This window comes from Alcaligenes sp. EGD-AK7, assembly GCF_000465875.3.
Lineage (GTDB): Bacteria > Pseudomonadota > Gammaproteobacteria > Burkholderiales > Burkholderiaceae_B > Alcaligenes > Alcaligenes phenolicus.
This window is the reverse complement of sequence record NZ_AVOG02000003.1, coordinates 68,445-80,436: the sequence shown is the minus strand read 5'-3', so window position 1 is coordinate 80,436 and position 11,992 is coordinate 68,445. Positions and strand designations below refer to the sequence as shown.

The following is an 11,992-nucleotide window of genomic DNA, read 5'->3' as shown; positions in this document are numbered from 1 at the left end:
GGAGGGATCGTAGCGGTCCGACTGCAGGATATCCAGGTTGAAGAAGTTCTGGCCCAGGCTGTAGCCGTTGACGTGTGTCAGGCTCAGGATGTGCTTCTGAATAGTCCGATCGTTCATCGGCTCGGTGTACTGCGTGCTGAAGCGGTAGCCTAAAAAGGTGTCGCTCCAGTCAGCTGCCAAGGCGGGGCTGGACAGCAGGGCGGCGGCCAGCGGGGCGCATGCCCAGCGAGCAGGGTGTAGCTTTTTCATGGTGTCTCCTCTTTGTTTGAGCACAAGCAGGTCCCTGGGATCTGATGTCCCTTATGGCCTGCGGCCTTAGTTTTCTTTGAGTGGGTGTTACTGACCTTGCTTAGATTAATTATGGGCAGTCGATACTTTTATGAAGGTACTGCGGAAATTTGAACAGCCGCCCATTTCAGGCAGGACGGCTGTTCAAAAAGGGGCTTAGCCGTTTTGCGAGGCCAGGTGATTGCCGCTGTCTTCAGTCGCTTTTTGAGCAGCGGCCTGTTTGCGGGCCTGGGTAGCAGCGGTGGATTCAACAGTGTGGCCTTGGTCGGCGTATTTTTCCATGCCGTTGAAAAACAGGTTCAATAAGATGGCAGATACGGCAGCCAGCAAGATTCCGCTATGCAGCAAGGGAGCCAGAGCAGGGGGCATCTTGTCCAGCAGGTGCTCGGCAACCAGGGGAATCATGCCAAAGCCCAGGCTGATGGCCACGATATAGGGGTTGTAAGGGTTGCGGTTCAGGTTGGCCGACATCAGGATCTTGATGCCGGTAGCGGCCACCATGCCGAACATCACAATGCCAGCACCGCCCAGAACGTAGTTGGGGATGGAGGCCACAATGAAAGCCATTTTGGGGAACAGGCCCAGCATGATCAGGAAGGCACCACCCATGACACATACCCAGCGGCTGCGCACGCCGGTCACGCTGACCAGGCCCACGTTTTGCGAGAACGAGCTGTGCGGGAAGGTGTTCATGATGCCGCCCACCAGGGTACCCAGACCGTCGGTACGCAGACCGCGCACCAGCGCTTCTCGGTCGGTAGGACGGCCGCAGATGGAGCCCAATGCCAGGAACATGCCCAGAGACTCAACCATGATCACCACCATGATCAGGGACAGGACTGCCGCTGCGCCCAGCAGGGCCCAGCTGAAAGTAGGCACGCCAAAGTGGAATGGAGTCACCACCGCAAACCAGCTGGTCTGATCCAGACCTTCAAAGGTGATGCGACCCATGGCCAAAGAGACAAAGAAACCGACCAGCAGACCAATCAGCACTGCCACGTTTGCCAGGAAACCGCGTGCAAACTTGGTGATCAGCAGGATCACAGTCAGCACCATCAGGGCAATGCCCAGGTTTTCCAGCGAGCCGTATTCGGGGTTGGGGATGGACAGGCCGGTGGCCGGATCTGTAATAGTGGGAGCGCCGCCACCAATCCAGTTCAGACCTACACGCATCAGTGTCACACCAATAACGGTGATGATGATGCCGGTCACGACCGGGGGGAACAGGCCCATCAGACGGCTAAATACCGGAGCAATCAGAATACTGAAGATACCGGCCAGGATGGTGGCGCCAAAAATACCGGGCAGGCCCAGTTGTGGATCCAGGCCAATGGCGATCATGGGGCTGACCGCTGCAAAGGATACGCCCATCATGACGGGCAGTTTGATGCCGAACATACCCAGGCCACGAGCCTGGATGATGGTGATCAGGCCACAGCACAGCAGGTCGGCATTAATCAGGAATGCGATCTGTTCCTTGGACAGGCCCAAGGCCGCACCAATGATCAGGGGGACAGCAACTGCGCCCGCGTACATCACCATGACGTGTTGCAAACCAAGGGTTGCCAGGCGCCCCGTTGGTAGGCGTTCGTCTACACCGTCACAAGCAGCAGGTGTGGACACTTCTGGGTTGGCGGACATCCGGGTCTCCTTATTAATACGTTATGCGCAGCCGATGCCTGGGCCGCGTAAGCATAAAGTTATCGGATGGGCCCTATCACTGGAAGGCAGTACGGCTTGATAAGTAGAATACGTAAAAGCGTATGGCAGGCTGATGCTGACAGGGGGGAAGGATATATGCCTTGTAGATGGGGCCTGTGTTCAGGCCACGCCCTAGCAGATTCCTGCTTTTTTCATGCATTTTTCAGCGCTAGGGGTATTGCCCACCTAGTCCATCCTGAAAATCTATGTTAGTAGCCTCCAAACTACTGTTTGATTTACGTTTGAAGAGCCGTTAAGGTGCTGAAAGATATAAAAAAAGCGGCCCTGTGGCCGCTTTTTCATGGGTCTGATTTACTTGTCCGACCACAGGACGCCGGCCGTGGCCCAGTCCTCGCGTTTGACATCGGTAAAGACCACATCGACGGCCTCCGGGGTACAGCCAAGCACGCGACAGGCTTCTTTAGTCAGGGCCTGGGCGAGCTCACGCTTGATTTCCACGGGACGGCCGTCGAATAGTTGTACGTTAATAGAAGGCATAAAAGCTCCGTAGGGGTGGAAAGGGTCTTAGCGGCAAAAATCCGGCTCGCTCTGATAGAGCTTGCGCAGCAAGGCTGGCCATTCTAACAAGCCCTCTGGCTCATCCCCGGGTAAAAGCTGGCGATGTGTCAAATCCAGCACATCCGTCGGGGGCAGGTGCAGTTGCGGGCTGGCAGCCATGGCCGAGAGCTGAATGCGACAGGCGCGCTCCAAGGCATCCATCAGGACATAAGCTTCGGCAACAGTACGGCCACAGGTCAGGGCACCGTGATTGCGCAAGAGCAGGGCGGGATAGGAGCCTAATTGCTTGAGCAGGGCCTCTTGCTCCTGGGGCGGGAAGGCCAGACCGGCATAGTCGTGATAGCCAATATCCTGCCAGAACCGCATGGCGTGTTGCGATAGAGGCAGCAGTCCACAGGACAGAGCCGAGACGGCAATCGAGGCATCTGTATGTAAGTGGATGACACAGTGTGCATCCGCTCGGGCGCGGTGAACGGCTCCGTGAATGGCAAAACCGCTGGGGTTGGCACGACGGCCTGTGCCGTCCACAACCTGGCCCTGGGTATCAATCAAGAGCAGATTGGAAGCGCAGATTTCATCAAAGCGCAAACCGAAGGGATTGATCAGGAAAGTGTCGTCGTGGCCGGGCAGGCGCAGGGAGATATGGGTGTAGATGATATCGTCCCAGCCCTGGCGGGCCGCCAGCCGGTAGGCGGCGGCCAGATTGACACGGGCGCGCCAGTGCTCAGGATCAATATCGGCCGGACGATGGGCGTAAATGGCCGCTATGTCCGGCGTGATGGGACAGGACTGGCTCACGCTGCTGTGGTTTCCAGTTCAGCAATGATGGCTTTTTCTTCCAGCTGAATCACATCGCAGTTGTCGCCGGGACCTTTGCGGTCAATCACGATGAAGTCGGCCACTTGATTCAGTGCCATCAAGGGGTGGTGCCAAACGCCAGTTGCGTAGTTCACGCCCTGGTCGCCACGGGCCAGGAACAGGCGTAGATCGCTTGCCTTGGGAGTCGGGCCAGCAGGGGCCACAATCACCAGATACGGTTGGCCGGACTGCGGAATGAAGGCCTGGCTACCTTTGGGGTGGCGTTCCATCATTTCCACGGTAAAGGGCAAGGTGCGTGGCTGACCACGGAAAATGGACACAATCGCCTGACCGTCTGCACCCGGCTCGATCTTGGCCAGGTCGTGGTAGCGCTCGGTATTGCCTTCATTGATGGTGAAGTGCTGAACCGTGTCGGAGGCCTCGATGACATCACCAAAGGGGGCGAAGGCTTCGGCTGTCAGGGTTTCCAACTTCAATGTGATTGTCATGGCAGAGGTCCTTGGTAGGGCAGACCCGCGTGGGGCTGAAAGCAGCCGCGCCACGAAGGGTCAGAGGAAACAAAGGGCAGCGTGCCCGCAGGCTGGCGCTACCCCGTGAACTGGATGGGTCAACAAGACCCGGCAGGCAGCAAAATCAGCCCAGCAGCGCATCCAGACGGAAACGGGCAATCTTGCCGATTTCAGTCAGACAAGCTTGAAACTCGGTTTCAGCACTGTTGTTCAGACGAGCTTCTACTGTATCCATGATTTGGTAACGGCTCAAACCCTTGACGGCAATCACGAAGGGAAAACCGAAGCGCTCACGGTATTGGGCATTCAGGCCACGCAGACGGGCCAGCTCTTCGGCCGAGCACTGATCCAGGCCGGCGCCACGTTGTTCGCCTGTCGATGCGGTGGTCAGGGTCCCTTGCTCGGCTTCTTTACCAGCCAGCTCGGGGTGAGCACAGATCAGGTTCTTCTGTTCTTCGTGCGATGCTTCTTGGACCACTTGCACCATGCAGGCGTGCAACTGATCCACGCTTTCAAAGGGACGCTGGTTCCAGCTACGCTCAGGGACCCAGGGGGAATGTTCAAAAATACCTTCGAGCTTTTCCACGAATTGGCTCTGATCCAGGCTGGAGAGTTCGGTGAGCGCCTGTGTGGTGGTAAGGGTTTGAGTAGTCATGTGTCAGTCCGATTATCTAAGCGTAAATAGTGCGAGCCGAGGCGGCTCCAGGACCAGGCCTGGAGGCCGTTTTATCAAGGGTAGTGGGTGGGCGTTTACACGGTATGTTTGATTTATTCAAACCCTTATAAACCACCGCCTGTGGGCTATGATTTTCTTATATGGGACCAGTTTAAGTTTTCTGTTTATAAATAAAATAGAATTAGGCGTATAAATGATATATGCCATCTCGTATTGTGCATGTATGTCATTATCATGCTGGAAAAAAGCGTAAGAAGGAGAGAATAAGATGGCCGCCCGACGTGGGGATAACCCGCTTGATACCTATCTCTTGAGGGTATTTTGCTTACTCGTTACCGAGCGCAGCGTCTCGCGTACCGCGTTCAAAATGAACCAGTCGCAGCCTGCTATCAGTGCGGCCTTACGACGCTTGCGTGACATTATTGGCGATCCTTTGCTGGTGCGCGAAAAAGGGGGCATGGTGCCTACCGAGCGCGCCATTGGCCTGCTGGCCCACGCTAAAGGAGCCCTGGCCGAGATCGACTGTATGGTTAATGCGCCCGACAGTTTCGACCCTCAGGTAAGTCGCAGTGAGTTTCATATCGGAGCGCCAGATTATCTGGCGCCTGTCTTTATTGGTGGAGTGGTCGAGCGCATGCGTCGCGAGGCACCGGGGGCACGCTTGAATCTGCATTCTCTGGATGCCAGCTTTGATTTTGAGCGTTCTTTGGCGGAAGGCGACCTGGATATGGTTATTGGGAACTGGCCCGAACCGCCCGATCGCATGCACCTGTCCGTGCTGCTGGAAGATCAGATTGTCTGCCTGGTAGCGGCAACGCACCCCTTGGCTCGCAAGGGGTTGACCATGGATGATTACGTGCGGGCGCGCCATGTGGTGCCCATGCCGTATTCCATCAACCAGCGCGGTGTCATCGATACGACCTTGGCGACTCTGCGTATTCAGCGTGATGAAAGCGTGGCGGTGCAGTCCTTTTCGGCAGCACCGTATTTGCTACAGAATACAGACCTGATTTTTACGACTTCGCGTCATTTCGCCGAGTTTTATTGTCGACTATTGCCCCTGGCGATTCTGGAGGCCCCGCTGGAGTTTCCGCCCATGCGCTTTTATCAGCTCTGGCATGAACGTAACCGGCATTCGCCCAGCCATCGCTGGTTACGGCGACTCCTGACCGAGTGCGGTAATCAGCTGGCCTCGACAGAACCGTTGCCGCAACCCGATTCCTGAGCCCCAATCCCGCAAAATACTTGCTTTCGGGCTCGCGCTCGGGCAAATTAGCGAGCTACTCCTGCCTACACGAAAGTGATACGGGACTTGACGGAAATTGTTGCATTTAATGCGACTGGTCACGGACACAAGCCGGAAGGCAGGTTGATAATGTGTAGTTCCTAACCTAGCAGGTGTTTTGCGGTGTCTTTACCTCAGATGGGGGAGTCTCTTACCTGGTTGTATATCTGTGTCGTGGCTTTTATGGTCGGCGGGCTGATCGTGGCCTCCGAACGTTGGCATGGCCGTCTGACCGGGGACAGCGACCTTAGTAAACCCCAAGCGTCCCATTCTCGTCCTACCCCGCGTGTGGGTGGTCTGGCCGTGGTGGCAGGCAGTTTGGCTGGCTTGCTGGTCCTTGGGCCCAGCAATATGACACTGACCTGGCTGTGGCCGGTCTTGTTTCTGGCTGCCATGCCGGTATTTGTGGCGGGCCTGGTCGAGGACATCACCAAGGACGTAGGTTCTCTGAAACGCTTGCTGGCCGCTTTCCTGTCGGCCGCGATTGCCTGGTGGCTGTTGGGTGGTGTGTCGCGTGTTGGGGTGAGCTGGGCTGATTGGGTTCTGGGTTTCTGGCCCATTTCGCTGCTCTTTACCATGATTGCGGTAGGCGGCTGTACCCATGCCCTGAATATTATTGACGGTATGAATGGCCTGGCCGGCATGATCGCCACCTTGATGGCGCTGTCCCTGGCTCTGGTGGCCTTGCAGGTGCAGGACATTCCGATTTTCCTGATTGCCGCCTCGCTGGCGTCGGCCACCCTGGGCTTTCTGGTATGGAACTTTCCTTTTGGACGGGTCTTTCTGGGGGATGGGGGCGCATATTTCCTGGGCTTCATGCTGGCTGAACTGGCTGTGCAACTGGTGGTGCGCAACCCCAGTGTGTCGCCGTTTTACGCCTTGGCCGTGCTGTTTTACCCTGTTTTTGAAACCATGTTTTCGATCTGGCGTCGCCGTTTCAAACGCGGTGTGCCTGTGGATCAGCCGGACGCGCTGCACCTGCATCAACTGGTGTTCCGTCGTCTGGTGCGTTCCACGTTCAGTCGTGACAGTGGCGGAGCCTTGCCCGCGTTTTGTAATGCCATGACCTCGCCTTACCTGTGGGTACTGGCCCTGATCGGTTTGGTACCAGCCACGATCTGGTGGGACAATACTTGGGCTTTGTGTGCCAGCATGCTGGCCTTCTCACTGGTTTATATCTGGCTCTATTCCCGTCTGGTTTCGTGGCGTCGCCCTTCCTGGCTGCTGCTACCCTCGGTACGGCGGCGGATAGATCGGGACTGATACTGTCAGGCGTTCGAGATTATTCCTTGCGCATAGCGCTAACTGGAGAATGAAGTTGCAACTTGAGAATGTGAAACTGGCCGTCATCGGCTTGGGATATGTCGGTTTGCCTTTGGCTGTAGAGTTTGGCAAAAAGCGTTCCGTTATTGGTTTTGACATTAACGCGCGTCGTGTCGCCGAACTCAAGGAAGGGGTAGACCGCACGTTGGAGGTCGAGAGCGAAGAACTGGCCCAGGCCAGTGGCTTGAGCTACTCCTGCGAGGCCGATGAACTGGCCCAGGCCAATGTGTTCATTGTGACGGTGCCCACGCCTATCGATGAATTCAAGCAGCCTGATCTGACTCCCCTGGTCCGCGCTTCCGAGACCATCGGTAAAGTGCTCAAGCGTGGTGACATCGTGGTTTACGAGTCCACGGTTTACCCCGGTGCGACCGAAGAAGTGTGTGTGCCTGTGCTGGAGCAAGTGTCGGGACTGCGCTTTAACGAAGATTTCTACGCGGGGTACAGTCCGGAGCGTATCAATCCAGGCGACAAGGAACACCGCGTCTCCACCATCAAGAAAGTGACTTCCGGCTCGACCCCTGAAGTCGCTGAATTGGTCGACGCCTTGTACCGCGAGATCATTGTGGTGGGTACCTTCAAGGCTAGCTCCATTCGTGTGGCAGAAGCGGCCAAGGTGATCGAGAACACCCAGCGCGACGTGAATATCGCCCTGATCAACGAATTGGCTCTGATCTTCAACCGTCTGGGCATCGATACCCTGGACGTGCTGGAAGCGGCGGGCACCAAGTGGAACTTCCTGCCTTTCCGTCCTGGTCTGGTGGGTGGTCACTGCATTGGCGTGGACCCGTACTACCTGACCCACAAGGCGCAAGCCATTGGCTACCACCCCGAGATCATTCTGGCTGGCCGCCGTCTGAACGACTCCATGGGCGGCTATGTGGCCTCCCAACTGGTTAAAGCCATGACCAAGCGCCGCATTCAGGTGCAAGGTTCGCGCGTCTTGTTGCTGGGTCTGGCCTTTAAAGAAAACTGCCCGGACCTGCGTAACACCCGTATTGTCGATATCGTGCATGAACTCAAGCAATACGATGTTCACGTAGATGTATACGATCCATGGGTTGACCCTAAAGAAGCGCAACATGAATACGGTATTACTCCGGTCGAGACTCCTAAAGCGGGTGAGTACGACGGGGTGATCGTGGCTGTAGCCCACAAGCAGTTCAAGGAACTGGGTGTGGAAGGTGTGCGCCAATGGGGCAAGCCCGAGCATGTGCTCTACGACTTGAAGTATGTGTTTGATCGCGAACAATCCGATCTGCGTCTTTAATTTTGGAAAGCATTATGAGCGCTGCATTTGAACAGGCGAGCCAGCAACTGCGTAATCAGCCTAAAACCTGGCTGGTTACGGGTTGTGCCGGCTTTATCGGTTCCAACCTGCTGGAAGCCCTGCTGAAAATGGATCAGCAGGTGGTAGGTCTGGATAACTTTGCAACCGGCCATCAATACAATCTGGACGAAGTGCGCGATCAGGTTGGTGCCGAGCGCTGGGCCCGTTTTCGCTTTATTGAAGGCGATATCCGCAATCTGGATACCTGTCGCGAAGCTGTTAAAGGCGTGGACTATGTGCTGCACCAGGCCGCTTTGGGGTCGGTGCCTCGTTCCTTGAACGATCCGCTGACTTCCAATGAGGTCAACGTGAACGGCGCCTTGAACGTGATGGTGGCTGCGCGTGACGAACAGGTTAAAGCCTTTGTTTATGCGGCTTCCAGTTCCACCTATGGCGACCATCCCGGTTTGCCCAAGGTGGAGGATACGATTGGTCGTCCACTGTCTCCCTACGCCGTCACCAAGTTCGTGAACGAGCTGTATGCGGACGTGTTTGCCCGTGCCTATGGCTTTTCCAGCGTGGGCCTGCGTTACTTCAATGTATTTGGCAAACGTCAGGACCCCAATGGTGCTTACGCTGCGGTGATCCCCAAATGGGTATCGGCCATGATCCAGAACCAGGATGTGCAAATCAATGGGGATGGCCAGACCAGCCGCGATTTCTGCTTTATCGACAACGTTATTCAGATGAATATCCTGGCCGCCGTGCAGCAAAAACCTGCTGTGGCCGAAGTCTATAACGTGGCCGTCAATGCTCGCACCAGTTTGAACGAGCTGTTCGAGCACTTGAAGCAGACCTTGAGTGCAAATGGTGTGAACTACACCAAACAGCCCATCTATGCGGACTTCCGCGCGGGCGATGTGCTGCACTCTCAAGCCGATATCACTAAGGCTCGCACCCAATTGGGTTACGAGCCGACTCACACGATTTTGCAGGGCCTGAATACAGCCATGCCCTGGTACGTGGCGTTTCTGAGTTGATTTGGGCCAGCCTGAAAGCACGTCTGTCTAGTTTGCATGACGACCACCGTCGCATCGCCCTGGGGGCGATGCGGGTGGCGTTTTTTCTGTTGCTGGGCAAGGCAGCGGGCGCTTTCAAAGAAATGGCGGTGGCTTATCGCTACGGTGTGAGCGATGTAGTCGATGCCTATCAGTTCACGATGGTCATGGCCAATTGGCTGCCAGTGACAATCGTTGGCTCCATGTCCGTTGTGCTGATTCCCGTTCTGGTGCGCTTGCATCGTCTGGAACCGGCAGCGCGCAGCCGTTTTCTGGGTGAACTCAAGGCCTGGTGCATTGTGCTGGGCTGCGTGCTGGGTGCATTGATCTGGATTAGCTGGCCCTGGGTGCTGCAATGGACGGGACAGGGTTTAAGTCCTGCAGTCCATGAAATGAGCCAGGAACTGCTGTTTGCCTTTGCGCCAGCGGCGGTTCTGACCCTGATGATTGGCCTGAGTGCCGCCCGTTTGCGGGCGCATGAGCGTCACATCAACACCCTGCTGGAAAGTGTTCCTGCCTTTGTCATCCTGATCTGGGTGCTGGCCGCAGGGGCCAATGCCGGCATTGGCCCCTTGTTGTGGGGCACCTTGCTGGGTATGACGATCCAGGCCGTGTGGCTGATGATTCTGGCTTCTCGGGCTGATCAGATCTGGGCTCGTCCCACGATCAGCTTGCGTGCCGAACAGTGGCCGGATTTGCTCAAGGCCGCCACGATCATGCTGGTGGGGCAGGTTGCCATGAGCTTTGTCGGCCCTATCGACCAATATACGGCGGCCAATCTGGGCGCGAATGCCAACGCGACCTTGGGTTATGCCACGCGCTTGCTGGCCCTGGTTCTAGGTGTGGGGGCGGCCTCTGTAGGCCGTGCTGCCTTGCCTGTGCTGGCTGATATTCAAAGCCGGGGCGATAACGCCCGTGCTCGTTCCATGGCCTTGAAATGGTCGGTCATGATGTTGGCGGCTGGTGGAGTAGCGGCGGCCATCGGCGTCCTGCTGGCTCCTTGGGGCGTGGCACTGCTGTTTGAGCGTGGCGCGTTTACCGCGCAGGATACGGCCACCGTCGCCCAGGTTTTTAGCTGGGGACTGGTGCAACTGCCTTTTTATTTTGGGGTGCTGATTCTGGTGCAGCTACTGGCCAGTCAGAACCGGTATAAATCCATGGCAATTATTGCCGTGATCAATTTTTTGGTGAAAGCGGCCCTGAACCCGATTCTGGCGGCGCGCATGGGTCCGTCGGGCATCATGCTGGCGACCAGCCTGATGTATGCGGCTTCTTTCACTTGTTATTTCATCTTGGCTTTGAAGCCAGCCAGTGCCTTTGCGTCTGGTTCGCAGGAATAGGAAAACGTGCACAGTCATTCGGGAGTTCGCCCTCATATCATGCTGCTTATCCACTCTTTGGGTGGGGGCGGGGCAGAACGTGTCGCCGTCGATTTAAGCGCAGCCTGGGTGGCACGCGGCTATCGAGTGTCTCTGGTGACGCAGGCCGGCCGTGACAAAGACGCGTATACCGTAGCAGAGGGCGTAGAGCGCCACGTGCTGGGAACGGCAGGCAGCAGTCGTGGCCGCCTGGATGCCTTGTGGAAGAACTGGCGGCGCGTGAGCCGGGTGCGATCCCTGATACGCAAGACCAAACCCGATGTGGTTCTGGGCATGATGACCACTTCCTCGGTACTGGCCATTTCTGCCGCCAAGGGCTTGCCCTGCAAGGTGATTGCTACCGAGCATACGCATCCGCCCTCTCAGTCCTTGTCCTCTTTCTGGCAAAAAGCCCGTTTGCGTACCTATCCGCAAGCTCATGCCGTGATCGCGCTGACTGCTGGTACTGCAGACTGGTTGCGCGAGCATGTGCCCGGCAGCCAGGTTCAGGTAATTCCTAATGCCGTACGCTGGCCTATGGATAGTGCCGAGCCTGTCGTGCCGGTGCCCGAACTGCCAGAAGGCCGCAAACGTTTGCTGGCTGTGGGGCGACTGCACCCGGTTAAAGGGTTTGACACCCTGATCGAATCCTTTGCCATGTTGTCCAACTATTTCCCGGACTGGGACTTGGTGATTCTGGGCGAAGGCGAGCAGCGTGCTCCTCTGGAAGCACGAATTGAAGAGTTGGAGCTGCAAGAGCGGATTCAGCTTCCCGGCCGCGTCGGCAATATGGCGGATTGGTACGAGCAGTCAGATCTGTATGTACTCAGCTCCCGCATGGAAGGCTTGTCCAACAGCCTGCTGGAAGCCATGGCCAGCGGTTTGACCGCGGTTGCCTTTGATTGCGATACCGGCCCGCGCGAGATTATCCGCGCCAATATTGACGGCGTCTTGGTACGCCCGATTGAAGACGTGGAAGCCCTGGCAGCCCATTTATCCGACCTGATGTCCAACGACGACAAGCGTCAGCGATTGGCACGCCGCGCCACGGATGTGCGCGATCGTTTTTCCTCGGCCCGAGTTCTGGCGCTATGGCAGCAAGTGTTGGAACAGTGCTTGCGTCGGCCTTAAAATGGCGCTTTGCCTAGTGCCAGCAGGCCCAAGCTACCCGGTCGATGAGCCCACG

General features: G+C 56.8%; 11 protein-coding genes and 1 pseudogene. 6 read left to right on the top strand and 6 right to left on the bottom strand.

The annotated features are described in order from the left end of the window. The 6 genes and pseudogenes from N879_RS06950 to uraD form a co-directional block, all read right to left on the bottom strand. Positions 1 to 249: pseudogene (locus tag N879_RS06950) on the bottom strand (hypothetical protein); the annotation flags it as partial. A 195-nt stretch (positions 250 to 444) separates the two neighbouring features. Next, positions 445 to 1,929 carry a nucleobase:cation symporter-2 family protein gene (locus N879_RS06945; RefSeq protein ID WP_022983253.1) on the bottom strand — a complete coding sequence of 495 codons (1,485 nt, stop codon included), beginning with the start codon at positions 1,927 to 1,929 and terminating at the stop codon, positions 445 to 447. Positions 1,930 to 2,301: 372 nt separating this feature from the next. After that, positions 2,302 to 2,487: a 4-oxalocrotonate tautomerase gene (locus tag N879_RS06940; RefSeq protein WP_009461108.1), complete on the bottom strand. Its 186-nt coding sequence runs from the start codon at positions 2,485 to 2,487 to the stop codon at positions 2,302 to 2,304. A 27-nt stretch (positions 2,488 to 2,514) separates the two neighbouring features. Continuing rightward, the gene (locus N879_RS06935; RefSeq protein WP_022983252.1) at positions 2,515 to 3,306 is read right to left on the bottom strand and encodes a class II aldolase/adducin family protein; all 792 of its coding nucleotides are present in this window, start codon (positions 3,304 to 3,306) and stop codon (positions 2,515 to 2,517) included. Next, on the bottom strand, positions 3,303 to 3,815 hold the full coding sequence (locus tag N879_RS06930; protein WP_009461105.1) for an ureidoglycolate lyase: 513 nt from the start codon (positions 3,813 to 3,815) through the stop codon (positions 3,303 to 3,305). Before N879_RS06930 ends, N879_RS06935 begins: the two co-directional genes overlap by 4 nt. Before the next feature lie 145 nt (positions 3,816 to 3,960). Next, entirely contained in the window at positions 3,961 to 4,491 is a 531-nt protein-coding gene (uraD, locus tag N879_RS06925; RefSeq protein ID WP_009461104.1) for a 2-oxo-4-hydroxy-4-carboxy-5-ureidoimidazoline decarboxylase, read from the bottom strand. Between the two features lie 289 nt (positions 4,492 to 4,780). On the opposite strand from uraD, the gene N879_RS06920 reads away from it, so the two are divergent. The 6 genes from N879_RS06920 (at position 4,781) to N879_RS06895 (ending at position 11,937) form a co-directional block, all read left to right on the top strand. Beyond that, entirely contained in the window at positions 4,781 to 5,737 is a 957-nt protein-coding gene (locus tag N879_RS06920) for a LysR family transcriptional regulator (protein WP_009461103.1), read from the top strand. 198 nt (positions 5,738 to 5,935) lie between these two features. Then, complete coding sequence (locus N879_RS06915; RefSeq protein WP_009461102.1) at positions 5,936 to 7,060, top strand: MraY family glycosyltransferase; 1,125 nt, start codon at positions 5,936 to 5,938, stop codon at positions 7,058 to 7,060. A gap of 49 nt (positions 7,061 to 7,109) precedes the next feature. After that, positions 7,110 to 8,390, top strand: coding sequence for a Vi polysaccharide biosynthesis UDP-N-acetylglucosamine C-6 dehydrogenase TviB (gene tviB / locus N879_RS06910; protein ID WP_022983251.1), 1,281 nt, complete (start codon positions 7,110 to 7,112; stop codon positions 8,388 to 8,390). 14 nt (positions 8,391 to 8,404) lie between these two features. After that, positions 8,405 to 9,430: an SDR family oxidoreductase gene (locus N879_RS06905; protein ID WP_022983250.1), complete on the top strand. Its 1,026-nt coding sequence runs from the start codon at positions 8,405 to 8,407 to the stop codon at positions 9,428 to 9,430. Beyond that, positions 9,427 to 10,788 carry a murein biosynthesis integral membrane protein MurJ gene (gene murJ, locus N879_RS06900; RefSeq protein ID WP_009461100.1) on the top strand — a complete coding sequence of 454 codons (1,362 nt, stop codon included), beginning with the start codon at positions 9,427 to 9,429 and terminating at the stop codon, positions 10,786 to 10,788. Before N879_RS06905 ends, murJ begins: the two co-directional genes overlap by 4 nt. 39 nt (positions 10,789 to 10,827) lie before the next feature. Then, the gene (locus N879_RS06895; RefSeq protein WP_009461099.1) at positions 10,828 to 11,937 is read left to right on the top strand and encodes a glycosyltransferase family 4 protein; all 1,110 of its coding nucleotides are present in this window, start codon (positions 10,828 to 10,830) and stop codon (positions 11,935 to 11,937) included. Positions 11,938 to 11,992 lie beyond the last annotated feature (55 nt).

Bases quoted from the DNA above. Each gene is read 5' to 3' on its own strand.
- uraD (WP_009461104.1), bottom strand. From the start codon at position 4,491: ATGACTACTCAAACCCTTACCACCACACAGGCGCTCACCGAACTCTCC.
- N879_RS06905 (WP_022983250.1), top strand. From the start codon at position 8,405: ATGAGCGCTGCATTTGAACAGGCGAGCCAGCAACTGCGTAATCAGCCT.
- tviB (WP_022983251.1), top strand. From the start codon at position 7,110: ATGAAGTTGCAACTTGAGAATGTGAAACTGGCCGTCATCGGCTTGGGA.
- N879_RS06930 (WP_009461105.1), bottom strand. From the start codon at position 3,815: ATGACAATCACATTGAAGTTGGAAACCCTGACAGCCGAAGCCTTCGCC.
- N879_RS06920 (WP_009461103.1), top strand. From the start codon at position 4,781: ATGGCCGCCCGACGTGGGGATAACCCGCTTGATACCTATCTCTTGAGG.
- N879_RS06940 (WP_009461108.1), bottom strand. From the start codon at position 2,487: ATGCCTTCTATTAACGTACAACTATTCGACGGCCGTCCCGTGGAAATC.
- N879_RS06945 (WP_022983253.1), bottom strand. From the start codon at position 1,929: ATGTCCGCCAACCCAGAAGTGTCCACACCTGCTGCTTGTGACGGTGTA.
- N879_RS06895 (WP_009461099.1), top strand. From the start codon at position 10,828: ATGCTGCTTATCCACTCTTTGGGTGGGGGCGGGGCAGAACGTGTCGCC.
- N879_RS06915 (WP_009461102.1), top strand. From the start codon at position 5,936: ATGGGGGAGTCTCTTACCTGGTTGTATATCTGTGTCGTGGCTTTTATG.